This is a genomic window from Vibrio sp. YT-18 (assembly GCF_033337345.1).
GTDB classification, from domain to species: Bacteria; Pseudomonadota; Gammaproteobacteria; order Enterobacterales; family Vibrionaceae; genus Vibrio; species Vibrio alginolyticus.
This window is the reverse complement of sequence record NZ_JAWOQO010000004.1, coordinates 72,213-95,612: the sequence shown is the minus strand read 5'-3', so window position 1 is coordinate 95,612 and position 23,400 is coordinate 72,213. Positions and strand designations below refer to the sequence as shown.

The window sequence follows — 23,400 nt, the reverse complement described above, 5'->3', positions numbered from 1 at the left end:
TTTTCATAGCGATTAGTTTTCATAGTAACCAATCGAGTTGAAGCTTATAGCGCTACGGATTCTTTCCGCATATCCACATGAGGGATACCATCTTCAAGATAGCACTCTGAGATAACCTTGAATCCATGACTAGCATAAAACTGGATGAGGTGTTCTTGAGCACCTATATCTATTGTCTGTCCTGGCCATAATGTTTCGCATTGTGCCAAGGCCTTGTCCAATAACTTATGACCTAAGCCACCGCCTCGCGCGGTCTGCTTTGTCACCACTCGACCAATACTCACATTGTCATACGTAGTGCCTGCGGGCAGTAATCTTGCGCAAGCAACCAGTTCATCACCGTGATAGCCTATTAGATGATAAACGCCTTCCAGCGTGTCCTTACCATCCAGTTCAGGGTAAGGGCAGGTTTGTTCAACAACGAATACATCCACACGCAATTTCATCATTTCATACAGCTGCGTGGTTGTTAGCTGAGCAAAGGGCAAAGTAATCCAAGTGAGCATGTTGTTATCCGTAATGAGAATAGAGTGACTGACTTTACTTTGTTTTGAGCTCATACTCATTAACAAAGGTTAATTAGCACTGGTTTTCCCACCAAATCTGGTGATAATGTGCCCTCTTTCCATCTCACCTGAGGATATCCCCGTGAGCAAACAAACATTCGATCAAGTTGGGCTTAACCCAGCGTTACTCGCCACACTTGATTCCCTGAACTATACCCACATGACGCCAATTCAAGCTTTGAGCTTGCCTGCAATCCTAAAACATCGTGATGTCATCGGGCAGGGTAAAACGGGCTCAGGTAAAACCGCTGCATTTGGTTTAGGGGTTTTATCGAACCTCAACGTCAAACGCTTTCGTGTCCAGTCATTAGTATTGTGTCCAACGCGTGAGCTTGCAGACCAAGTAGCGAAGGAAATTCGTACTTTAGGTCGCGGCATTCATAATATTAAAGTGCTTACTCTCTGCGGTGGGATGCCTATGGGGCCACAAATTGGTTCGCTGGAGCATGGTGCGCATATCCTAGTTGGTACTCCTGGTCGTATTTTGGATCACCTTGAAAAAGGCCGAATTGATCTTAGCGAACTGAATACCTTGGTGCTAGATGAAGCTGATCGCATGTTGGACATGGGGTTCCAAGACGCATTAGATGCAATCATCGATGCAGCGCCAAAGCAGCGTCAAACTCTACTTTTCAGTGCTACTTTTCCAGAAAAAATTGAGCAAATTGCGCAGCGTATAATGCAGACACCGGAAGTGATTAAGGTGGAATCGACGCATGATACCTCAAGCATTGCGCAGTACTTCTATAAAGTTGAAGGCTCGGAAGCACGTGATGAAGCATTGGCGAATTTGCTGCTGACTCACCAACCAGAGTCCGCGGTGGTTTTTTGTAATACCAAAAAAGAAGTGCAAAGTGTCGCAGATGAGTTGCATCACAAAGGATTCAGCGTTATCGATATCCACGGGGACTTAGAGCAGCGTGAACGCGACCAAGCATTGGTGCAGTTTGCTAACAAGAGTGTGTCTATCCTTGTTGCAACAGACGTTGCGGCGCGTGGTTTGGACGTTGATAATCTTGATGCTGTCTTTAACTTTGAGCTATCGCGCGATCCTGAGGTTCATGTGCACCGTATTGGTCGTACAGGTCGTGCGGGTAGTAAAGGTTTAGCGTTTAGCTTTTTTGGTGAGAAAGACGGTTTACGTGTAGCTCGTATTGAAGAATACCTAGAGATGGACGTGGTACCAGCAACATTGCCTGCCAAATCAAATCAGCAGCCATACCAAGCGAAGATGGTGACGATTAACATTGATGGCGGTAAGAAACAGAAAGTACGACCGGGTGATATTTTAGGTTGTTTGACAGGAAAAAATGGTATTCCAGGCTCTCAAGTCGGAAAGATTCACCTGTTCCCTGTGCGCGCTTATGTTGCCGTCGAAAAATCTGTGGCTAAAAAGGCTCTACAAACCATTAGTAACGGCAAGATGAAAGGGCGCCAGTTCCGGGCGCGAATTCTTAAATAGCTCAAATAGCAGAGAAAAAGCTCTTCGTTTGAAGAGCTTTTTTCTTTTTTGAGTTTATTTGAGAGTGTGATCTTTGGTTAAGCGTGCTTTGATTCGACTCAAACTGATTGGCGTAATGCCCAGGTAGGCCGCAATTTGACTATCGGTAATACGTTGCTTTAAATCTGGGTAATGAGCGCAAAATAATTGATATCGTTCCTCTGGAGAGTAGAGCAACATAAAGCGTTCTTTATTCTCTTTATTAACCAGTTGGTTTTCGAGTAGCTTTAAGTAAATGGCGTGCTTTTCTGCTCGCCAGTGATGCAACGTTTCAATTGGCAAGCAAAATAGCTGACAAGCGCTCAGCGTTTCCAATAAGTAAGGCGAAGGTTGGTCCTTTATTATGCTCTCAAACCCGATAACCCAGTCCTTCTCCCAATAAAATTCTTTACTGAATTCTTTGCCGTGCTCCGTGAGATAGCTTGCGTGGCATAACCCCTCAATGATGAAGTAAAGGTGTGAGCTCAACTCTCCTTGGTGATTAAGAATGTGGCGTGTAGGCAGTTCGAGCAACTCACCATTTTCAATAAGTTGGTTTGCTTCTGTCTCTAAAAAGCCATGATTGACTAAGTCTGAAAAAAGATCGCTGTGCATGTGATAACTCGGAAACGGTTTTCTTTATTTTAACGGGTTTTATTGATAACAAAAAAGCGGCTCATGAGAGCCGCTTAGTGTTGCTGTCAAATCAACCTTATTTATTCAGATCGATTTGATAAATTGCGAAACCAATGTCGTCTGTTGACACGCGTTTCATTGGGTATTGTCCTTTCTCTTTGATGAACTGCGCCGCTTTATCGCTAGGGGAGGTTTCGAAACGAATATCTAGCTTGTTATCGGACTTAATCGGTGCGAAAGACCAGTTGTTGTCAGCGCTTGGTGTCACTTCTCCTTTTTCTTCACTCACGCGAGAAATATAAGTGGCGACGACAGAGCGGTTTTCATCTGGTGCGTCAAATGCAATGAAATCTGGGCCTGTACCAGGGAAAGTATTGCTATATGCACGGTAGTTATTGGTTGCGATGATGAAATCTTGCTTCGGATTGACAGGCTTACCATTGAACGTCAGATTCACAATGCGCTGAGAATCTGGATTAATCACTTTACAATCCGCATCGTACTTCGGCGGTTGGGTAACGTCGATTTGGTAGTTAACCCCATCAATAACATCGAAGTTGTACGTACGGAAATTATCCCAATCAATCAAAGATTGCGGTTTAGGATTGTTGATGTCGATGTGGTTGAATTGACCCGCACTGCACTCTAGCCATTCGCGAACTTCTTTACCTTTCACTTTCATCGCAACCAAGGTGTTTGGATATAAGTAAAGATCGGCCGCATTACGAAAGGTGAGCTGACCGGATTCTACTTCTGTAAAGTTATTCGGATCGTTCTTACGACCGCCGACTTTAAATGGTGCTGCCGCACTCAGTACTGGAATGTCAGAAAGGTCTGGGTCGCCTTGAATAAAGCGTTCTACGTAGTCTTTCTGAGCAAGGTTAACGATTTGAATGGTGGGGTCGTCCTGCACTAATGCCAAGAAGCTGTACATGACATCATTTGCTTTGCCGATTGGTTGGTTTACAAATTCACGAGTGCCTTTGTGATCTTCTTCTAACGCTTTCACAATATCTTCATCGGCTTTAGCTAATGACTTCTTATTTACTTTATCGAAGATAGGGCGTGCTTCTGCTTGGCCTTCGACGACTTGCCATCTGCCGTCTTTCTCTTTCAGCATCAAATCCATCACACCTACGTGACTTCCCCAGCGGCCCGGCATCACGGACGTTACACCATTGATGGTCCCTTTATCTATATCAACACCAGGTAGGTTTGCGAAGTCTTTCCCTGGGAAGACGGCGTGAGAGTGGCCAAAAGCAATCGCATCAATACCTTCAACTTCTGTGAGGTAGTAAACAGAGTTTTCTGCGCCTAGCTTGTATGGATCAGTAGAAATGCCCGAGTGTGGAATCGCCACAATCACGTCTGCGCCTTCTTTCTTCATTTGAGGAATCAGTTTCTCTGCTGTTTCCTTAATGTCTTTAGCAAAGACTTTGCCTTCTAAGTTCTTCTTATCCCAGACCATAATTTGTGGTGGTACAAAGCCGATGTAACCCACTTTTATTTGATGCGCTTCGCCGTTTGTGTCTTTAAAAGTGTGAGTTTTGATGAGGTAAGGTTTGAAGTAATGCTCACCGGTTTGTTTATCAAATACGTTTGCGTTGATGTAAGGGAAGTTTGCCCCCTTCAACGTCTTTTGTAGAAAATCTAAGCCATAGTTGAACTCATGATTGCCAATATTGCCCACATCGTAGTCTAGCTGGTTCATCGCTTTGTAGACTGGGTGCACGTCGCCGGGATTAATCCCCTTTGCCGCCATGTAATCGCCCATTGGGCTGCCCTGAATTAAATCACCGTTATCAACTAGTACCGTGTTTTCTGCCTCGGACTTAGCTTGTTTCACTATTGTTGCTGCGCGACTTAAACCGATTTGCTGTGATGGTTGGTCTTTGTAGTAATCGTAATCCATCACGTTGGTGTGAATGTCGGTGGTTTCGATAATACGAAGCTTGATGGTATCGGCCATTGCTGGGCCAGCAAGCGTTAGCATGCCACTTAATACTGCGAGGGAAATAGGATGAACTGCCACTTTCATTTGGTGCTCCAATTCAATGATAAGGGGAAATCGTACTGCGTAATGTATCAAACACAGGTGCAACTTGATGATAAAGATACAGAAAACTGTGAACATTAATCAGTTTACTGAACCTTATCCATATTAACCGCCGACTTTTGCACGCTTTTGAATGAGACCAAACAAAAACTTCTTAGCAGATTTTTGAATAAAAAATGAAATTTTAGAATTTCAGGTAATATAAACGCCCCGCCATAATGCTTGCATAACGATATCAATGGACGATGAGCAAGCACATGGCAACGAACGATTCAGTCACTTCTTTTCCTAAACCAAAGCCCCGGTTAGTTTCTGACAACCCAGTCGCTGGTGTTACTCGTTTTGCAAAGCAATCGCTACAGCCTGGTGAAGTCGCCTTAGTCGGTGCAGGACCAGGCGATCCTGAACTTCTGACGGTGAAAGCACTGAACTGCTTGCAGCAAGCTGACGTGGTTTTGTACGACTACTTGGTGTCTGAAGAAATCATGGCATTGATTCCAAGCGATACGATTTTGGTGTGCGTTGGGAAGCGAGCTGGGCATCACAGTGTGCCGCAGGAGAAGACGAATCAGCTTTTGGTGGATTTTGCCAAGCAGGGCTACAAAGTAGTGCGCATTAAAGGTGGGGATCCGTTTGTATTCGGTCGTGGTGGTGAAGAGTTAGAAGTGCTTGCTGATGCCGGCGTTCGTTTTCAAGTTGTCCCTGGCATTACCGCAGCAGCTGGCGCAACCGCTTATGCTGGTATTCCACTGACTCATCGTGATTATGCGCAATCGGCCATCTTTGTGACTGGCCACTTGAAAGAAGAAAGTGATGAGATGGATTGGTCCACGTTGGCGCGTGGGAATCAGACTTTAGTGATCTACATGGGGCTGATGAAATCACACTATATTCAGAATCAACTCATTAAGCATGGTCGTTCAGCGTCGACTCCGATTGCCATTATTGAGCGTGGCACGCAGATTCAACAAAAAGTATTTACGGGAGAACTCTCCCAACTCTCTGATTTATCGAAGGAAGCACAGTCGCCATCTTTGATTGTTGTCGGAGAGGTAGTGCGACTGTCTCAAAAGTTAGACTGGTTTTTGTCTAGTACTGAATTCAACAAAAGTGCTATTGCCAACTCCATATAATTTCAGACCAAAGATTAGAGACGTAATGCGCCTTCAAGCTTAAAAAGGAAATACAAAACATGGACCAACAACGTTTAACTCACCTTAAACAACTCGAAGCGGAGAGTATCCATATTATCCGCGAAGTTGCGGCTGAGTTTGATAACCCAGTCATGATGTATTCGATTGGTAAAGACTCATCAGTGATGCTGCACCTAGCGCGTAAAGCTTTTTACCCAGGTAAGATTCCATTTCCATTGCTGCATGTCGACACCGATTGGAAGTTCCGCGAGATGATTGAATTTCGTGATCGCACCGCGGCCAAATACGGTTTTGAGCTTTTGGTACATAAGAATCCAGAAGGTCTAGCCATGGGCTGTAGTCCGTTTGTTCATGGTTCTTCTAAGCACACTGACATCATGAAGACTCAAGGCTTAAAACAAGCGCTGAACAAGTACGGTTTTGATGCGGCCTTTGGTGGTGCGCGCCGCGACGAAGAGAAATCACGGGCGAAAGAGCGCGTGTATTCATTCCGCGATAAGAACCATACATGGGACCCTAAAAACCAACGTCCTGAGCTATGGAAGACGTACAACGGTCAGGTTAATAAGGGTGAGAGCATTCGTGTATTCCCGCTGTCTAACTGGACTGAGCTTGATATCTGGCAATACATCTATTTAGAAAACATCGAGATCGTGCCGCTTTACCTCGCGGACAAACGCCCAGTTGTTGAACGCGATGGCATGCTGATCATGGTTGATGATGATCGTATGGAGCTTCAACCGGGTGAAGTGATTGAAGAGAAGAGTGTGCGCTTCCGTACCCTTGGTTGTTATCCATTGACCGGGGCCATCGAGTCTGAAGCGAACACTTTAACTGGCATTATTGAAGAGATGCTGGTGGCAACGTCGAGTGAGCGCCAAGGCCGAGCGATCGACCACGATCAGTCAGGATCGATGGAGCTTAAGAAACGTCAAGGTTACTTCTAAAGGATCTAAGGAAAGATAATGAACAGTGCAGTTGAAGCTCAATTAGCCGAGCTTGGTATCGAAGGCTATTTAACACAACACCAGTACAAGTCGTTACTTAGATTCTTGACTTGTGGCTCGGTGGATGACGGTAAAAGTACATTAATCGGTCGCTTACTCCATGACTCAAAACAAATTTATGAAGATCAGCTAGCGGCAGTGCACTCAGACAGCCAACGTGTGGGCACCACGGGTGAAAAACCTGACCTTGCGTTGTTGGTCGATGGCTTACAAGCTGAGCGCGAGCAGGGGATCACGATTGATGTGGCTTACCGCTATTTCTCGACGCAGAAACGTAAATTCATCATTGCAGATACTCCTGGACACGAGCAGTACACACGTAACATGGCTACAGGCGCATCGACATGTGACTTAGCTGTGATTCTGGTTGATGCACGTAAGGGCATTCTCGATCAAACTCGTCGTCACTCTTTCATTTCCAACCTGTTGGGTTTGAAGCACTTTGTTGTGGCGATCAACAAGATGGACTTAGTGGATTACTCCCAAGAGCGCTTTGAAGAGATCCGCGATGAGTATCTGAAGTTCTCTGAGAATCTGACAGGGGATATTGATATTCAAATCATCCCGATCTCAGCGCTTGAAGGGGACAATGTTGTGGATAAAGGCCAAAACCTGACTTGGTTTAAAGGCCCATCATTGCTTGAGCTTCTTGAAACGGTCGATGTGGATCAAGAAAAAGGCGCGGGTGAATTCCGCTTCCCTGTGCAATACGTTAATCGCCCTAACCTCGATTTCCGTGGTTTTGCGGGGACCATTTCTTCTGGTTCGATCAAAGTCGGTGATGCCATTAAAGCATTGCCATCGGGTAAAACGTCAACTGTGGCACGTATTGTGACATTTGATGGTGATATCGAAGAAGCTCGTGCCGGATTAGCTGTCACTCTGACGCTAAGCGATGAGATCGATATTAGCCGTGGCGATTTGATTGTTCTAGATAATGCTCAAGTGGAAACCACAAACCATTTGCTTGCCGATGTGGTATGGATGACAGAGCAACCCCTGCAACCGGGTCGTGACTATGACATCAAAATCGCAGGTAAGAAAACCGTAGGTCATGTTGAAGCGATTCGTCATCAATATGACATTAATAATCTCTCGACTCATAGCTCGGCAGAGCTGCCATTGAATGGTATTGGTTTGTGTGAATGGTCTCTTAATGAGTCAGTCGCGCTGGACAATTATCAAGACTGTGCAGATACCGGTGGCTTTATCATTATCGATCGTCTGACAAACGTGACGGTTGGTGCCGGCATGGTTAAAGAGAGCCTCGCCGTGGTTGAGCGCGATTTGACGGACATCTCTGCGTTTGAAGTTGAGCTTAATGCGCTTGTCCGTAAACACTTCCCACACTGGGAAGCAAAAGACGTCAGCCAGTTTCTGAAAAAGTAACTGGCTCACCCAAGTACGATAATTTCAGGCACTGTTTGCTGTTGTACTTGGGGTGTCGCTACCTAACTGAATTGCGAAATGTCGTTAGGTATTCTCCTAATACCAGAATGCTTCGGTGGAGCCCAAGAAACCGAGCATTCTGATGTTCTTTTCGCTTGCGCTGATTTTTGTCTGTTTGCTCGTTTGTCGGTGATTCATGGATAAATGAGTCGTTGTTGTGCCCTTTAGGGCTATTTGGTAAGGAAAGGCTATGTGGGAACAAGGGTTTGTGTTAGCGATTTTGCTTGGCATTATCACTTGCTTGCTTGTCACGAAAATTAAGCCTAGTTATGTCTTTGCGGGTGCCGCTTTTATTGCATTCATGGCTGGGATGATGGATTCAGCCACTATCGCATCCAATTTTACCAACTCTTCATTGTTAACCCTGGTTCTATTGATTCTTGCATCCTGTGCTCTAGAAAAAACACTGCTGATCAGTTGGGTGAGCCGAAGTATCTCTGAGGGCCAGTTAGGTCGCGTGATTGCTAAGCTCGGCGTATCGACAGCCTTGCTCTCTTCATTTACGAATAATACCGCTGTGGTTGTTTCATTGATTGGGGCGATTAAGCGTAATCAGCAGCATGCACCTTCGAAATTACTTATCCCCTTGTCTTACGCCGCCATTTTTGGTGGCACATTAACTTTGATTGGTACGTCGACTAACTTAATCATCAACAGCTTTGTCGAAGACGCAGGCTTACCGAGCCTGAGCTTTTTTACACCTACGATGATAGGTTTGGCTGTGCTGGTGGGAGGGATGCTGATTCTTATTCCACTGAGCTACTTGCTACCGAATTATGATGATCAAAACCAAGAAGATTTACCTTACTTTCTTGAGTCTCGCGTTGAGCCTGGCTCACCGCTAGTTGGGCGTACGATCAGCGAGAATAATTTACGTGCGCTGCGCAAACTGTTTCTTGCAGAAGTGGTGCGCGATGGTGTTACTGTTTCTTCTGTGGGACCGGATTTTGTGCTCAACGCAAAAGACCGCCTGTTATTTTGTGGCGATGTTGAGAGCGTCGCGACCCTGCAAGAAATTCCGGGCCTCAAGTTGTTTGGTCAGCAGCACTTAAATGGGCAAAACTTTATCGAAGTTGTGGTGAGCTCGTCGGCGACATTTTGCTACAAAACCCTCAAAGAGAGCCGATTCCGCGACCGATTCGATGCCGTTGTTGTGGCGATTCGCCGAGGCCACGAACGCCTAGAAGGTGGCTTGGGTAGTATTACCTTAGCGCCAGGAGACACGTTAGTTCTGGTTCCAGGAAAGCGTTTTGAGTCTGAACGCCGAGCTCATCGTAAAGAGTTTGTTTTAGTGCATGACTTGGACTCTAGCGCTCGGCTTGATACGAATAAGTCTTCTATTGTATTACTGGGCTTTGCAGCCGTAATTGGATGCGCTCTATTAGAGTTAGTACCGATTATTAAAGGTCTAGCTGCGTACCTTATCGCGCTTATTGCGTTTGGTATTGTGCAGATTTCAGAACTGCGCCGCCGTTTTCCGATCGATATCGTCGTGATTGTCGGTTCCGCTTTGTCTATTGCTCAACTGATGATCTCTTCTGGATTGTCAGAAAGAATGGGAGTGATGTTTATTGAAGCGTTTAATGGCTGGGGAGTATTTGGTGCCTTGGTGGCGACTTATATCATGACATTGGTACTCACTGAATTGGTGACAAACAATGCCGCGGCTGCGCTTTCTTTTCCTATCGGCTATAGCATGGCGGTGGGTTATGGCGTGGATCCGATGCCATTCATCATGGCGGTTTTGTTCGGCGCGAGTGCGAGCTTTATCTCTCCCTACGGTTACCAAACTAACCTGCTGGTGTACAGCATAGGAAATTACAAATTGACCGACTACGTGAGAATTGGAGTGCCAATTTCGATTGTGTACTCTGTATTAGTACTTACTTTGATCCCGGTCTTTTTCCCGTTTTAATTCCGATATTTACAAGGATACGTTATGACTGCCGAAACGACGGTAAAAGATGAAAACATTGTTTGGCACCAGCATTCGGTTGATAAACAGTTTCGTGCTGAATTAAAGAAGCAAAAACCTGCCGTATTGTGGTTCACTGGCTTATCTGGAGCGGGTAAATCAACCGTAGCGGGGGCGTTGGAAAATCGCCTTGCAGCATTGGGTTACCACACCTATTTATTGGATGGTGACAATGTACGACATGGTTTGTGTAGCGATTTAGGTTTTTCTGAACAGGACCGTCGCGAGAACATTCGTCGTATTGGTGAACTGGCGAAGTTGATGGCAGATGCGGGTTTAATTGTTCTGTCGGCGTTTATTTCACCGCATCGTGCAGAGCGGAAGTTAGTGCGCGATTTATTGCCAGAAGGCGAGTTTATCGAAGTGTATGTCAATGCATCTCTAGAGGTTTGCGAAGGTCGAGATCCTAAGGGTTTATACCGTAAAGCCCGTGCGGGAGAGATTCCTAATTTCACTGGTATTGATTCGGAATATCAAGCGCCAGAGAACCCTGAAATCGATTTGCCCGCGGGAGAAAAGAGTGTCGATGAGCTGGTGGATTTGTGCTTAATCGATCTTAAACAACGCGGTGTGATCCGATAAAAAAGCATTTAGATCATAGGTGACCTAAAGCTCTTTGAGCAGCTGGAGAAGTATTTGGATCATAGGTGATCAAATGCTTCTCAAGCTGGCTAGACGGTATGATGAACCGTACTTTTAGCTTCACTATGGACACTAAATCTATGATTTAACAGTGCAAGCATTTGATCGTAGTATTCGGCATGTGGTTTGTTTCCGAGCAAGGTACAGAGCTCATTGCCTGTGGGTGTGAAGCGGTAATATAAAAGGCGGACACCTTTACTGTTTACGTTCAGTGACAAGTTTTTACCTTGGTAGGTGAGGACCAACGGTGTCTCGATACTAATTTCGCCAGATTCAAGTTCGGCACTGTGCAGCAGCCCTAATTCAATTAAGAGCAACAAGCTTGAATACGGCAGTTGAAAACTTCCCATATTTAGGCTGTTAGCGACGTCTCGCTTGCCGAAGCTAAATATGCCTCCTTGGGCTTTGCAACCAATCAGCAGTTTTCTGCTGTGATCCCCTCCAAAACTGCACGCTAAAGAGGCGGCTCTTTGCAGAGTTTGTGCTTCCTTTGGTGACATATCCTTGAGGGTTTTCAACGCTTTCATGGACGTTGAACCCGGATTGGTCACTTCACGCTTCATCACTTGAGCCCATAGCTTTTGCATCGCGCTGTTATGGATGTCTTGAGCCATCTCAAAAAATCGATGCAACCAATCTTGGTCTGGCTCTCCCGCTGTCTCATCTCGGCATGAACTGTGCGCTAATTTTAAAATCTGTTCTAAGTTTTTTTGTCGCTGTTCTTGGCGTCGTTGCTCTCGCAATTGGGCTCTTTCAAACGCAGATTTGGCTGGTGGTTCGGTTTGCAGTAAGGCGTCAAGACCGTGTATTTGGGCTATGGTTTTTACCTTACTAGCACTGTCTTTTATGTAGCCTTGTTTCTTTTCTTGTTGCGTATTTTTTTTTGTGTCTGACTGATGTTCGATGACAACAGGTTGCTTTGTCGGGTCTGCCATTCGTTTTCCTACCAAGAACTGCGCGGTTCGCACGTTTAAATTTACACCTTATCTGACCAAGCGACCAGACAGGAGTTCTCAGTTTTTGAACGAATAGGGCTATTCAAAATGATAATGAGTTGTTAAAATTGTTATCGTTATTTTGGAGGGGCTATGAAGTTCTCAGAAGCAGGTAAACTCAAAAAGCACCTGTCGATAGCGTTTCTTTTGGTTATTTATGTGGGCGTGTTAGCGTATTTATCTCGTTATATCGTGTAGCACAAAGCTAAAAAAGGCGCCAGTGTGACGCCTTAGGTGTAGCGAGGCTTATCGACGACTTAAATTACATATCGTCGTAGGCTTCTATTTCTGATCCCTCAATAACGTAAGCCGTTTCTGCCAGTTCGTGGTTTATCGTCTCGGTTTTCAACGTTCCAACCACATATATAACATCCCACAACTCTTGAACAGGCGCGCCTTTCGGAAACTTCACGTAAATGATCTGGTTTGGAGGCGGTGGTGGCACGTGAATACAAGCTCCAAAATATGGCACCAATAAAAATTCGGTGACGGTATCGGCATCACCTTCAAGTGGGATAACAAACCCCGGAATTTTAACTTGGCTTCCGTTCAGTTCTGGTCGAACGTTACCAATCTTGGACTGCTGGGCTGCGCCACCACTGTGATCAGATGCGGGCATGCCTATACTGTCGAACAATTTACGCTCTTTTTCTGGAACAAGGTCAATCCAGTCAAGCTTTAATGGTTCTTCGCTGGCCATAACAGGCGCTGTGAATGCGACGACCAGCAAGCAACTTGCGAGTATTTTTTTCCACATTTTATTAAATCCTTATTGTCATTCCGTCACTCAGTGACTGTCGGTAGGCGCGGAGTGCGGGAATGAAACCAATCACAATACCAGCGCATTGTACGAAACCTAATAGCATCCACTCATAATTAGATAAGATGCTTAAGGTGAGATGTATTCCATAGTGCTGTTGGATGATCGGCTGCGCGATAGCAAGAATGGCATACAGCCCAGTAACGCCAGTAATAATACCAGCAGCAGTAAGCAAGCTGGCTTCACTAATTAAGAGTGAGAAAACATGACGAGGCCTTGCTCCCATGGCACGCAAAATCGCCATTTCACGGCGGCGTTCCTGTAGGCTAGTTAATAGACTGCTTAACATACCTAACAACCCTGCGATCACGACAAAACCAGATACTGCCATTAGGGCTTGCTCTGCAACAGACATCATTCCCCATAACTCATGCAACGCAATGCCGGGCATAATGGCGCTGAGCGGCTCTTTGGGGTAGGTGTTAATTTGTCTTTGCAGAGCGAAAGTTTGAATACGAGATTTCAAACCAACGAGCATAGCGGTAATTTGTTTGGGCTGAAAATCTCTGTTTTTGAGATCTTGTGCCTTGGGTGTCGGGCCCAAACGCGCACCACTTTCCCACCCAACGTGAATGGCTTCGATGGCTTCCAATGATACATGGACGGTTTTGTCGACTGGTGTTCCTGTAGGTGCAAGGATACCGACAACTTTAAATGGCAGATTGTCATGACGGCTAAAGCCAACGTCGCTAATGCCGTGGGCAATGATGATTTCGCTACCGATATCATAACCAAGTTGTTTAGCGACATCAGAACCTAGCACGGTTTCAAATAAACCATTGAATTCTCTACCCTTGCTAAATGTTAGTGTTTGCTTACTTCCAAACTTGTAATGCTCAAAGTAACTGTGATTGGTTCCCATAACTCGGAAGCCTTTATGCGAGTCGCCAAGCGAGATTGGAATAGCCCAATCGACTGAACGATGATTGGCAAACTCTTGGTAGCTTTTCCAATCGATGTTGTTGGTCGCATTACCAATACGAAACACAGAATAGAGCAATAGGTTCACTTGCCCAGAGCGTCCACCAATAATGAGGTCAGTGCCTGAAATTGTATTGGCGAAGCTATCCTTGGCTTGAGTTCGGATACGCTCGACGCCCAAGAGGAGTACCACTGAAATCGCAACGGTCATGATGGTTAGAATTGCCGTCGCTTTGCGGTTCATCAAGCTTTTCCAGGCGAGCTTTACAACAGCACTCATGATATGGCTCCTAGGCTAGATACTTGATTAATGTCGGGTAGATTGAGCGTGCGATCGAATAAGGGTTCGAGTGTTGGGTCGTGGCTAACGAATACCAGTGTGGCATTGGCTTGATTCGCTTGCTCCATAAGGAGCTCAATAAATGCTTTACGATTGTCATAGTCTAAAGCTGAGGTTGGTTCGTCAGCGATCACTAACTCTGGATGTCCTATCAGAGCTCGAGCCGCAGCCACACGTTGTTGTTGACCAATACTCAATTCAGAGACAGGGCGTGTATGAAGCTCGTTTGGCAAGTGCAGTCGTTCTAGTAGGGCCTGAGCCTGTTCATTTAACGTTTGAGATGAGGCACCTAAATGGGCACGGTCACGTCGTATTTTACTGAACTGACATGGCAATAATACGTTTTCAAGTACGTTAAGGTACGGCAATAAATTGAACTGTTGAAAGATGTAGCCAATATGATTGGCGCGAAAGCGGTCTCTCTGACTGGCACTTAAACTAGCAAGGTCAGTATCGAGTACAGATAGAGAGCCTGAAGTTAATGTGTTAATCCCCGTCAACAAAGCGAGCAAGGTCGATTTACCGCAGCCACTTGGACCTTTGATAAACACATGTTCGCCTTGTGTAATGTGTAATTTGGGGATGTGGATGGTCGCGTTGGTTGAACCGGGCCAGAAAAATTGGGCATCCTCTAGCTCGACAACATTTGGTGTGGTTTCAGTCATATTAAATCACCAAAGCTGTGGCGTGTAAGTGGGTACTTACACGCCACTCGTGTTATTTGATTACGATTTGGGTGTTATCTTTGCTTAATTTAATTGCTGATTGCATGGTATCAGTGAATATATTGACGCTGATGGACTCTGTAGTTGGGAATTGGTTAAACCAATCGGTTTGGATTTGGCTAAGCTGATTAACTTGTTCGCAATTGAAGCGATATTGCACCGAAAATTCACCGTGACCGCCATGATCGTGCGCCTCATCATGATCGTCATGGTGGTCATGTTTATCATGATGTTCATTATGATCATGGTGTTCGTGTCCTTCATGATCGTGATGTGCATGGTCATCATGGTCGTGCTCACTATGATCATGTTCCTCATGAGTTTCGCTTAGGTTGTGGCTCACGTAAGCTTCTTCAATATTACAATCAGCTTGTGAGTTAATAGCGAACAATGCGTTGCTGTCTTCGAGTGTAGCGACGGCTTGTTTAAGCGCTTGCTCTTGTTGTGCGTTTTCTGGAGCATGTTCGAAACCCACAACATCAGCTCCAGGAGCTGTGATCTCTACTAACAGATCTTTGCCATCTTGGGCGATATTAAACTCGACGTGACCATGCACATGAGCACCATGCTGGCGGTATTCGTTTGCATTCGCTGCTGTCGATAAAGTGAGGCCAATAGCAAGGGCTAAAACGTGTTTTGATGACATTGTATTTTTCCTAATTTTACTGGCATTAACCAAAGGCGGTATTGCTCAGATTCGAGTTTCACTAAGTTATTGTTCCCTGACACACTAGGTGCGGAAATGAACTCAATAATTTTGAGTGTGGAATAGTTTGGAAATTAAGCAAAATAAGGAGGGGCACGAGCAGCGCCAAGAACTTCTTCGCCGTACACGAGATGCAAAAAAACATGATGATGCTGGGCGCGCGTAAAAGTCGGTGTAGAGAGGGTTGGTTGTACCTTTGCTATACCGTGCTGAACCCCAGAAAATAATTGGCAATGATGATGGGTATGATGGTCGGGCGTCAGATCGACTTGATGGAGTACAACCGCAAAGTTCCAAGCGATCAGCAACGCAACACTGAAAAATAAAGCAGTGCGATACCAATATCTTAGTGTTTTTTGCTGGTGGTGGTACATCTGAGCTCCTCTTACCGACTGTTATAATATAACACCCATAATGAATAAAAGTTCACTCTTTTGTTGGCTAGCAGAAAAATTTAACTCAACACATACGTGCCGAAAAATATTGGTAATACTCTCTGATGGAAGTGTCGCACTTATAAAGAGCAGAGTTATCACTGCCCATGCTTCTAATCAAATTCATATAGCTCCTTACAACAGGAACAAGGAGCCATTCAATGAAGCTAGATGTTCTGTTTAATAAGCTCAATGACTTTTGTTATCTCATCTTGCTCAAGTGCGCCCTCTTTGACAAACAGAACTTTGCCCGTTTTGTCTTGAACAATAATGGCCGAGCTTTCTTCTTTCAGGTCCCAAGTATTAGCAACTACGCCATTTTCATCAAGAACCATGGATGACCAAGGAAACTCTTTTTTGCTGTCTTGAGCTGAAGACTTCACGAAAGAGCCTGTCCCCCAAATTGCATCATCTTGGTTGATGATAGTCGTCGTCTGGTAGCTTTCTTGTGGAAAATTTGCCGCTGTTATTGCCGACATTAAAGGGGCATTCATCTCTTTTGAACTGCTACGGCCTGCGATGGCTTGAATAACACGAACTTTGCCTTGCATATGTTGAGTTGCCCAGGGTTGGTATGCAACGCCTTCGCCTTGTAAAACAATCTCGCCGTAAGCGGCAACATTGACAGGAGGAACGCTTTTTCCTACTGACAAGTTGTGTGCAAAGGTCAAGCTTGGCGTTAAGGCCAGTAGTAGAGGTAGGAGAGTCTTAGTTTTCATATTGTTATATTCCGTACGAGGTTTGGAAGCTTCCAGTATATATCCAGATCTTAGAAATTTGTAGGACCGTTTATAACATTTATTTAACGTATGGAGTGGTGTAATCTTGCGTTATATTTAGAATTTGCTAAAATGAGTTCCGTCGCAAATTGCGCATTAAGATTGCAGAGGAAAAATAAGCAATCCGTGTTTTCTCAAAGGAATTGAGGTGAGTTATGCTACGTGAGTTTGCTGTATATCGACCATTACAAGTGGCCCGTTTTGTTAAAACGTTGTTCAAAGGTCAGTTTTTTATTGTTGGGGTTGGCTGTTTTCAGTTCGACAATGGCAAAGTGTTACTACCTGACGTCAACGATCATAAAAGGCTCACCATCTTTAAAGAAGTCAACCAAGTGATAGCATCATTATCGGCTTAGTTAGCTTGGTACCCACTTAGATTTAGAAAAGAGCGACCATATCGGTCGCTCTTTTTGTTGCTAGTTAGGTTTATCCTTGGAGGCTTGGTGGGAAGCAAACTCCCGTTCCTCCGATGCCACAGTAACCATCAGGGTTTTTCGCCAAATATTGCTGGTGGTAGGTTTCCGCAAAGTAATACGGACCTGCTGGTTGTATTTCGGTGGTGATGTTCGCGCGTTGCTCTTCTTGCAGTGCTTGCTGATACAAGAGTTTCGATTTCTCTGCGCTCTCGAGCTGCTCCGTCGAATAAGTGTAAATTGCAGAACGATATTGAGTACCTAAGTCGTTACCTTGACGCATTCCCTGAGTTGGGTCGTGTTTTTCCCAAAAAACAGCCAGTAGCTTTTCTAATGAGATGACGCGTTCATCGAAAACGACTCGTACGACTTCTGTATGACCCGTTTTACCTGTACAGACCTCTTCATACGTGGGATTGGGTGTGTACCCCCCAGCGTAACCGACCGAAGTAGATACAACGCCGTCGAGTTGCCAAAATACGCGCTCAGCGCCCCAAAAACAGCCCATTCCGAGCAAAATCTGCTGTTGGTGTGACGCAAGAGGCGCCTTTAGGTTAGATTTATTTACAAAATGATGATCGTCAATCTGCATTGGTTGATCTCTACCTGGCAAGGCATCTTCTATACTGATCAATGTTTGTTTGTTGAGCATGGTATTTGTCCTTCAATACGTGTCTTAAATTTGCGAACTTTTTCATTTCGTCTGTATCTGATGCTGTGATGACATAGACCGCGTTAAACCTATTAATATTACAGACTTAGAATCTAATTGGCGTTATCATTATTTACGTTTACTTAACCTCATTCAGCCATAAAAGCATGATAAAAAAAGCTCTCCCCACCATTGTTGGCCTGTTTGCCTTTTCTCATGGTGCCTATGCCGATGTTTCTTTGACTTTGAAAGGCATTGATGGCGCTTTAGAAGAGAATGTCAGTGCGTATCTATCATCTATTCCAGAGAAGGATTACTCCACTTCTCTGCGTTTTCAAGCGAGATTAGATCAAAGTATCACTGAAGCGCTTAACGCGCTTGGGTATTATCATGCAAAAATTTCATACTCTATTCCTGAAGCGAATGATGAGTTAATTGTGCTCATCAAGCCGGGCTTGCCAGTGAAAGTGAAAGTCATGGATGTGGTCATCACTGGAGAGGCCAAGGACGATGAAGAGTTTGCAAAACTTATTGAGCGCTCTCCGCTCAAAGTTGGTCAAGTTTTGAATCAAGGCCAATACGACAGCCTTAAGTCAGGCATTCGTAACTTGGCGCTTCAGCGTGGTTACTTCAATGGTGAGTTTACGCTAAGTCGATTAGAGGTTATCCCTGATCTGAACGAAGCTAATGTCCGTTTGCACTACAGCAGTGGAATACGTTTCAATTTTGGCGACGTTTCTTTTATTGGCAACCACATCTGGGAAGACCGTGTCGCATCACTACAACCTTTTAAAGAAGGGGACCCATACAACGTTTCGAAGCTGGGCGAGTTTAACCAGAAGCTATCAAATACGGAGTGGTTTTCCTCAGTTTTTGTTGAGCCTGAATTGGATAGGCTTGATGATGGCCGAGACTTGCCAATTAAAGTGTCTTTATCTCCTGCTTCGAAGAATCAGATCGAGACGGGTATTGGTTACTCAACGGATGTTGGCGTTCGAGGAACGTTGAAGTGGAAGAAACCTTGGGTGAGCTCCCGAGGACACAGTTTCAACACTGCTTTATCCCTATCTAAGCCAGAGCAAACCGTGACTGCTTCTTACAAAATTCCTTTAGAAGATGTCGCTAACGATTATTATCAAGTTCAATATGGGCTTAAAAACCTAGACAACCGTGACACGCAGAGTATCGAGTCTAACCTTGCAGTGGAACGTCATTGGTTAGCAGACGGTGGTTGGCATAATACCGTTTATGTTCGTCATTTGTACGAGAGCTTTACGCAAGGTTTACAAGATGATGAATTCAACTTCGTACTTCCAGGTGCGACATTTTCTCGGACTAGGGTTCGAGGGGGCAATATGCCAATGTGGGGAGACAAGCAAAGCATCACTATTGAGTATGGTGATACCGCTATGCTTTCTGAAACTAGAGTGCTCCGCTTAATTGGCTCGACTTCTTGGATTCGTGGTATTGGAGAGAATCATCGTGGTTTGTTCCGCTTAGAAGGTGGTGCGAATATTACCGATGAACTTGAAAAGCTATCACCGTCGCTGCGTTTCTTCGCAGGTGGTGACAATAATATTCGTGGTTACGGCTATGAATCTATTTCACCTGTGGATGAGAGTGGTGCTTTGACGGGTGGTAAATACATTGTTAGCAGTACATTAGAATACCAATATCGTGTTTATGGAAACTGGTGGGCTGCAACGTTTTACGATATTGGTGATGCGTTTAATGAAACACCAGATTGGAAATCAGGTGCTGGTGTTGGTATCCGCTGGGCGTCTCCGGTGGGCCCTGTTAGTTTTGATTTTGCATGGGGGTTGGATGCAAAACCAGAACGAGAGTTTCGTATCCACTTCTCATTGGGGCCTGAGCTATGATCAAAATGATGTTTAAGTGGACCAAATGGCTGTCGCTCAGTTTGATTGGTCTATTGCTGTTGCTCATCATTATTGTCGCGACAGTTTTGTTTACCCACCCAGGCCTCAAATTTGCCTTGTGGGGAGCCGAAAAAGCATTACCACAATTGCAGATTGAAAAAGTGCAGGGTTCATTGTTTCCTCGCTTCGAACTGCATAACGTCAGTTTTGTCGATGAGTCTTTGAATATCGACGCCAAAGTCGAGCGTTTAGCATTGGCAGTGAACTTCCGCTGTTTCTTTGACCCTAAGGTCTGTGTCGATGAGTTAAGACTGCAGGGGCTTGACTTTAAGATGCCAGAGCTACCGCCAGCAAGCGAGGAGCAAGAGGAAACACCACCACTGCGCTCTATCAGTACGCCAGTGCCAATTTTTGTTAATAAAGTCAGCTTTAATGATATCAATGTCAATGTGCTGGGCAATCAAATTGATTGGCAAACATTCTCGACCGCTTTGTCGATGCAAGGCGATCGTTTGGTGATCGCACCTACCGCGTTGAAAGACATTAATGTGGCTTTAGCACCAAGTGAGGCTGAACCTGAAGCGGCTGCCGAGGAGCCGAAAGAAACTGACGTTACGCCGCAAGATATTGTGTTACCCGAAGTATGGATTCCACTGACGGTTGAAGCGCGTCGTCTTGATATTCACAATTTCAAACTGGCGGGTGAAACGCCAGTGATCGTCAATCATCTTGGTTTGGTTGCAAGAGCAGGCGGTGAACGTGTTGATGTCAAAACGTTAGAGCTCGACATGCCAGAAGTGGAAGGCAAGTTGAGCACACAAGTGACGCTTTCTTCTGATTACCCTATCAAAGCGCAATTGGACGCGTTAGTGAAGCAAGCGGATGCGAAGGGACAAAAACTGTCGCTTTCGGTCTCGGGTTCGGTTGGTGATTTGTCACTAAATGCTACGCTTTCTGAGCTTGTACAAGCGGAGATCAAAGGTGATATTCAACCGCTTAAAACACAGTTGCCGTTTGATGTCGCGATTAAAAATGTACAGGCGCAATGGCCGCTATTTGGACAAAGCGATTACCAGGTTTCTGTACCAAGCTTGGCGGCAAAAGGCTCACTTGATGGCTACGAAGTCGCATTAGAAACCAAAGCTTCGGGCAAAGATATTCCCGCCGTTGATGTCGCACTAAACGGCAAAGGTACGCTAGAGCAAATTGACCTCGAAAGCCTTGTAGTGAAAACCTTAGGGGGCGAACTCTCTGGGAAAGTCATGGCCAATTGGGCCGCGCCAATCAACTGGCAAGCTGACTTGAACCTGAAAAACATTCAACCAGGTTTACAATGGAAAGAAGCTGAAGGGGATATCAGCGGTAACCTTTCGACTTCGGGGTCGTTAACAGAACAAGGCGGTTGGCAAGTCAGTTTGCCTAAGTTAGACATTGACGGCATTTTGCGAGGGTATCCGCTGAATGTTGAAGGGCAACTTGAAGCGTCTGATAAAAACGGCAAAGGCGAAGACATCCAACTTACCACTCAGGGTCTAGCGCTTTCTCATGGTCCAAACCAACTCAGTGCAAAGGGTAAGATCGATAAGCAAATTCTGATGGATGTTGAGGTTAACTTCCCTGATTTTGCGAAAAGTGTTCCGGATCTTGCAGGTAAAATGCAAGGTAAAGTCGCACTACGTGGTAGCTTGAAAGAACCAGACATCAATCTTGATCTCGCTTTAAATCAGATAAACTGGCAGCAACAGGCGAACGTAGAAACGATCACCTTAAAGGGTGATGTGAAGCCTCTGCCAGCACCAAAAGCGAACATAAGCCTTATTGCGAACAACATTACCTATGACGACATAAAAGTTGATAGTGCTGACCTTGAAGTCTCTGGGGATGAAAAACTGCATCAACTGACGCTCGATGTAGTGTCTGACCTGGTGTCGACCAGTTTAGAAATTGAAGGGACATTCCAGCAGAAACCAGAAATGATTTGGGATGGGGCGCTGCGCCGCTTGACGCTGAGCTCGCAACAAGGCCCGTGGGCGTTGCAAAAATCGACCGCGGTGAAGGTCAATATCGACAAACAGATCGCGAACGTTCAAGCGCATTGTTGGTTGCAAGCGGAGTCGAGCGTATGTCTAACCGAAGACATTAGTGTCGGTAAGAGTGGCCAGGCGAAGTTAGCCATCAATGATTTTGATTTTGACCAAATCAAACAATTCCTGCCGCCAGAAACCAAGCTGCAAGGCTCGGTTAATGCACAGGCTTTTGCTAAATGGGCACCAGAGAAAAAGCCTGAAGTAACCTTAAGTGTCAATATGCCAAAAGGCCAAGTTGAACAAGCGTTTGAACAGCCAATTAAAGTCGGTTGGGAAAGCTTCAACTTTAAAGCAGCATTAGCGAAAGACAAGCTTGATGCCGAGTGGCTATTTGATGTGAAAGATAACGGTGACTTGTCTGGTAAGGTTTCTTTACTGAATGTCTCGTCTGAAAAGCCCACTATTGATGGTAAGGTTTCACTCTCTACGTTCCACTTGGACTTCTTGGCACCGTTGATTGGTGAGTACAGCTTGTTTAAAGCAAACATGAATACTGACCTAGCGATATCAGGTGACGTTATGCATCCGAAGGTGAACGGTCAGTTCTTGATTGACCAAATGAAGCTACAGGGTGAAGTCACACCGATAGATATAAACTCAGGGCAGGTCGTCATCAACTTTAAAGGCCATCAAGCGGACTTGGATGCCGGAATTTTAACCCCGGATGGTGAGTTGAACGTTACCGGTGATGCCGACTGGCAGGACTTACAGAACTGGCGCACTAAAGCGCGTGTATTTGCTAAAGAGCTCAATGTTGATTTGCCTCCAATGGTAAAAATCAAAGTGGAGCCTGACATGACAATAGATGTGACCCCTCAGCTTGCGAAAATTGAGGGTGATATTAATTTGCCATGGGGCAGAATTGTCGTCGAAGAGCTTCCACCAAGTGCGGTAGGCGTATCGAGTGATACCGTTATTCTCGATAAAAACTTGCAGCCAGTGGACGATGTGGCTGCGATGCCGTTTGATGTGGAAACGAACATCAACATTAAAATTGGTGATGACTTCCAACTTGCCGCTTTTGGTTTAAAAGGTGGGTTGAAAGGGAACCTAAACGTGACACAAAAAGACAAAGGTCCTTTCATCGTTGGTGAAGTGAATGTTGTCGACGGTTCTTATCGTTCGTTTGGTCAGGACTTATTGATTAAAGAAGGTAAGATTCTGATGAATGGTCCACCAGATCAACCTTACTTGTCTATCAAAGCGATTCGTAATCCAGACAATACCCAAGATGATGTCATTGCGGGGGTACAAGTGTCAGGCCCAGCATCTGATCCGAGTATAGAAATTTTCTCAGAGCCCGCGATGAACCAAGCCAATGCACTTTCTTATCTACTTCGTGGTCAAGATATTGATGGTGAAGCCGGTGGTAATGCAATGACAACTACCTTAATTGGTTTAAGCTTGGCGAAGAGTGGTCGTGTGGTTGGTGAAATCGGTGAAGCCTTTGGCGTACAGGATTTACAGCTGGACACTGCTGGGTCGGGCGATGACTCGCAAGTGACGGTGAGTGGTTATATTCTGCCAGGTTTGCAGGTGAAATATGGTGTCGGCATCTTTAACTCCCTAGGTGAGTTCACTGTGCGTTACCGATTGATGCAAGACTTGTATTTAGAAGCGGTATCTGGTGTAGATAGCGCCGTTGACCTACTCTATCAGTTTGAGTTCGATTAAAGTGCTTTA

General features: G+C 45.2%; 20 protein-coding genes. 9 read left to right on the top strand and 11 right to left on the bottom strand.

Going from position 1 to position 23,400, the window contains the following annotated elements:
- Positions 1-44: 44 nt before the first annotated feature.
- Positions 45-506: a GNAT family N-acetyltransferase gene (locus tag R7M72_RS07200; RefSeq protein ID WP_017820295.1), complete on the bottom strand. Its 462-nt coding sequence runs from the start codon at positions 504-506 to the stop codon at positions 45-47.
- Positions 507-648: 142 nt separating this feature from the next.
- On the opposite strand from R7M72_RS07200, the gene dbpA reads away from it, so the two are divergent.
- A complete protein-coding gene (gene dbpA, locus R7M72_RS07195; protein WP_005379583.1) occupies positions 649-2,028 on the top strand; it encodes an ATP-dependent RNA helicase DbpA in 1,380 nt (459 codons plus the stop codon).
- 54 nt (positions 2,029-2,082) lie between these two features.
- On the opposite strand, the gene R7M72_RS07190 is transcribed toward dbpA, so the two are convergent.
- A complete protein-coding gene (locus tag R7M72_RS07190; RefSeq protein ID WP_033906009.1) occupies positions 2,083-2,661 on the bottom strand; it encodes a Crp/Fnr family transcriptional regulator in 579 nt (192 codons plus the stop codon).
- 97 nt (positions 2,662-2,758) lie between these two features.
- Complete coding sequence (gene cpdB / locus R7M72_RS07185; RefSeq protein WP_085569689.1) at positions 2,759-4,720, bottom strand: 2',3'-cyclic-nucleotide 2'-phosphodiesterase; 1,962 nt, start codon at positions 4,718-4,720, stop codon at positions 2,759-2,761.
- A 275-nt stretch (positions 4,721-4,995) separates the two neighbouring features.
- Between cpdB and cobA the strand changes: the two genes are divergently transcribed.
- From cobA to cysC, 5 genes are all read left to right on the top strand, one after another.
- Positions 4,996-5,871, top strand: a complete 876-nt coding sequence (gene cobA, locus R7M72_RS07180) for a uroporphyrinogen-III C-methyltransferase (RefSeq protein WP_031780800.1) — start codon at positions 4,996-4,998, stop codon at positions 5,869-5,871.
- A gap of 59 nt (positions 5,872-5,930) precedes the next feature.
- Entirely contained in the window at positions 5,931-6,839 is a 909-nt protein-coding gene (gene cysD / locus R7M72_RS07175; protein ID WP_005379592.1) for a sulfate adenylyltransferase subunit CysD, read from the top strand.
- An 18-nt stretch (positions 6,840-6,857) separates the two neighbouring features.
- Entirely contained in the window at positions 6,858-8,288 is a 1,431-nt protein-coding gene (gene cysN, locus R7M72_RS07170; protein WP_017633444.1) for a sulfate adenylyltransferase subunit CysN, read from the top strand.
- A 250-nt stretch (positions 8,289-8,538) separates the two neighbouring features.
- Complete coding sequence (locus R7M72_RS07165; RefSeq protein WP_318056115.1) at positions 8,539-10,263, top strand: SLC13 family permease; 1,725 nt, start codon at positions 8,539-8,541, stop codon at positions 10,261-10,263.
- A gap of 24 nt (positions 10,264-10,287) precedes the next feature.
- Complete coding sequence (gene cysC / locus R7M72_RS07160) at positions 10,288-10,905, top strand: adenylyl-sulfate kinase (RefSeq protein ID WP_005379598.1); 618 nt, start codon at positions 10,288-10,290, stop codon at positions 10,903-10,905.
- 89 nt (positions 10,906-10,994) lie between these two features.
- On the opposite strand, the gene R7M72_RS07155 is transcribed toward cysC, so the two are convergent.
- The 7 genes from R7M72_RS07155 to R7M72_RS07125 form a co-directional block, all read right to left on the bottom strand.
- Positions 10,995-11,900: a TIGR03899 family protein gene (locus tag R7M72_RS07155; protein ID WP_203345705.1), complete on the bottom strand. Its 906-nt coding sequence runs from the start codon at positions 11,898-11,900 to the stop codon at positions 10,995-10,997.
- Positions 11,901-12,222: 322 nt separating this feature from the next.
- On the bottom strand, positions 12,223-12,717 hold the full coding sequence (locus tag R7M72_RS07150) for a DUF3299 domain-containing protein (protein ID WP_005379600.1): 495 nt from the start codon (positions 12,715-12,717) through the stop codon (positions 12,223-12,225).
- 4 nt (positions 12,718-12,721) lie between these two features.
- The gene (locus R7M72_RS07145) at positions 12,722-13,981 is read right to left on the bottom strand and encodes an ABC transporter permease (protein WP_318056114.1); all 1,260 of its coding nucleotides are present in this window, start codon (positions 13,979-13,981) and stop codon (positions 12,722-12,724) included.
- A complete protein-coding gene (locus tag R7M72_RS07140; protein ID WP_042522447.1) occupies positions 13,978-14,706 on the bottom strand; it encodes an ABC transporter ATP-binding protein in 729 nt (242 codons plus the stop codon). Before R7M72_RS07140 ends, R7M72_RS07145 begins: the two co-directional genes overlap by 4 nt.
- 52 nt (positions 14,707-14,758) lie before the next feature.
- On the bottom strand, positions 14,759-15,412 hold the full coding sequence (gene zrgA / locus R7M72_RS07135) for a zinc uptake protein ZrgA (protein WP_085569684.1): 654 nt from the start codon (positions 15,410-15,412) through the stop codon (positions 14,759-14,761).
- Positions 15,413-15,546: 134 nt separating this feature from the next.
- Complete coding sequence (locus R7M72_RS07130) at positions 15,547-15,846, bottom strand: DUF2607 family protein (protein WP_005379608.1); 300 nt, start codon at positions 15,844-15,846, stop codon at positions 15,547-15,549.
- Positions 15,847-16,073: 227 nt separating this feature from the next.
- Complete coding sequence (locus R7M72_RS07125) at positions 16,074-16,625, bottom strand: YtfJ family protein (RefSeq protein ID WP_005383122.1); 552 nt, start codon at positions 16,623-16,625, stop codon at positions 16,074-16,076.
- Positions 16,626-16,840: 215 nt separating this feature from the next.
- Between R7M72_RS07125 and R7M72_RS07120 the strand changes: the two genes are divergently transcribed.
- Entirely contained in the window at positions 16,841-17,041 is a 201-nt protein-coding gene (locus R7M72_RS07120) for a DUF1107 domain-containing protein (protein ID WP_005379612.1), read from the top strand.
- A gap of 70 nt (positions 17,042-17,111) precedes the next feature.
- On the opposite strand, the gene msrA is transcribed toward R7M72_RS07120, so the two are convergent.
- Complete coding sequence (gene msrA / locus R7M72_RS07115; RefSeq protein WP_005379620.1) at positions 17,112-17,750, bottom strand: peptide-methionine (S)-S-oxide reductase MsrA; 639 nt, start codon at positions 17,748-17,750, stop codon at positions 17,112-17,114.
- Positions 17,751-17,917: 167 nt separating this feature from the next.
- On the opposite strand from msrA, the gene R7M72_RS07110 reads away from it, so the two are divergent.
- Both R7M72_RS07110 and R7M72_RS07105 read left to right on the top strand, forming a co-directional pair.
- On the top strand, positions 17,918-19,630 hold the full coding sequence (locus R7M72_RS07110; RefSeq protein ID WP_005383121.1) for an autotransporter assembly complex protein TamA: 1,713 nt from the start codon (positions 17,918-17,920) through the stop codon (positions 19,628-19,630).
- Positions 19,627-23,391: a translocation/assembly module TamB domain-containing protein gene (locus R7M72_RS07105; RefSeq protein WP_158173621.1), complete on the top strand. Its 3,765-nt coding sequence runs from the start codon at positions 19,627-19,629 to the stop codon at positions 23,389-23,391. Before R7M72_RS07110 ends, R7M72_RS07105 begins: the two co-directional genes overlap by 4 nt.
- The last annotated feature ends 9 nt before the right edge of the window (positions 23,392-23,400 follow it).

What these genes read in the sequence shown, in the direction of transcription:
- R7M72_RS07200 (WP_017820295.1), bottom strand. Translation starts at nt 506, where the DNA reads ATGCTCACTTGGATTACTTTGCCCTTTGCTCAGCTAACAACCACGCAG.
- R7M72_RS07190 (WP_033906009.1), bottom strand. Translation starts at nt 2,661, where the DNA reads ATGCACAGCGATCTTTTTTCAGACTTAGTCAATCATGGCTTTTTAGAG.
- cpdB (WP_085569689.1), bottom strand. Translation starts at nt 4,720, where the DNA reads ATGAAAGTGGCAGTTCATCCTATTTCCCTCGCAGTATTAAGTGGCATG.
- cobA (WP_031780800.1), top strand. Translation starts at nt 4,996, where the DNA reads ATGGCAACGAACGATTCAGTCACTTCTTTTCCTAAACCAAAGCCCCGG.
- cysD (WP_005379592.1), top strand. Translation starts at nt 5,931, where the DNA reads ATGGACCAACAACGTTTAACTCACCTTAAACAACTCGAAGCGGAGAGT.
- cysN (WP_017633444.1), top strand. Translation starts at nt 6,858, where the DNA reads ATGAACAGTGCAGTTGAAGCTCAATTAGCCGAGCTTGGTATCGAAGGC.
- R7M72_RS07165 (WP_318056115.1), top strand. Translation starts at nt 8,539, where the DNA reads ATGTGGGAACAAGGGTTTGTGTTAGCGATTTTGCTTGGCATTATCACT.
- cysC (WP_005379598.1), top strand. Translation starts at nt 10,288, where the DNA reads ATGACTGCCGAAACGACGGTAAAAGATGAAAACATTGTTTGGCACCAG.
- R7M72_RS07155 (WP_203345705.1), bottom strand. Translation starts at nt 11,900, where the DNA reads ATGGCAGACCCGACAAAGCAACCTGTTGTCATCGAACATCAGTCAGAC.
- R7M72_RS07150 (WP_005379600.1), bottom strand. Translation starts at nt 12,717, where the DNA reads ATGTGGAAAAAAATACTCGCAAGTTGCTTGCTGGTCGTCGCATTCACA.
- R7M72_RS07145 (WP_318056114.1), bottom strand. Translation starts at nt 13,981, where the DNA reads ATGAGTGCTGTTGTAAAGCTCGCCTGGAAAAGCTTGATGAACCGCAAA.
- R7M72_RS07140 (WP_042522447.1), bottom strand. Translation starts at nt 14,706, where the DNA reads ATGACTGAAACCACACCAAATGTTGTCGAGCTAGAGGATGCCCAATTT.
- zrgA (WP_085569684.1), bottom strand. Translation starts at nt 15,412, where the DNA reads ATGTCATCAAAACACGTTTTAGCCCTTGCTATTGGCCTCACTTTATCG.
- R7M72_RS07130 (WP_005379608.1), bottom strand. Translation starts at nt 15,846, where the DNA reads ATGTACCACCACCAGCAAAAAACACTAAGATATTGGTATCGCACTGCT.
- R7M72_RS07125 (WP_005383122.1), bottom strand. Translation starts at nt 16,625, where the DNA reads ATGAAAACTAAGACTCTCCTACCTCTACTACTGGCCTTAACGCCAAGC.
- R7M72_RS07120 (WP_005379612.1), top strand. Translation starts at nt 16,841, where the DNA reads ATGCTACGTGAGTTTGCTGTATATCGACCATTACAAGTGGCCCGTTTT.
- msrA (WP_005379620.1), bottom strand. Translation starts at nt 17,750, where the DNA reads ATGCTCAACAAACAAACATTGATCAGTATAGAAGATGCCTTGCCAGGT.
- R7M72_RS07110 (WP_005383121.1), top strand. Translation starts at nt 17,918, where the DNA reads ATGATAAAAAAAGCTCTCCCCACCATTGTTGGCCTGTTTGCCTTTTCT.
- R7M72_RS07105 (WP_158173621.1), top strand. Translation starts at nt 19,627, where the DNA reads ATGATCAAAATGATGTTTAAGTGGACCAAATGGCTGTCGCTCAGTTTG.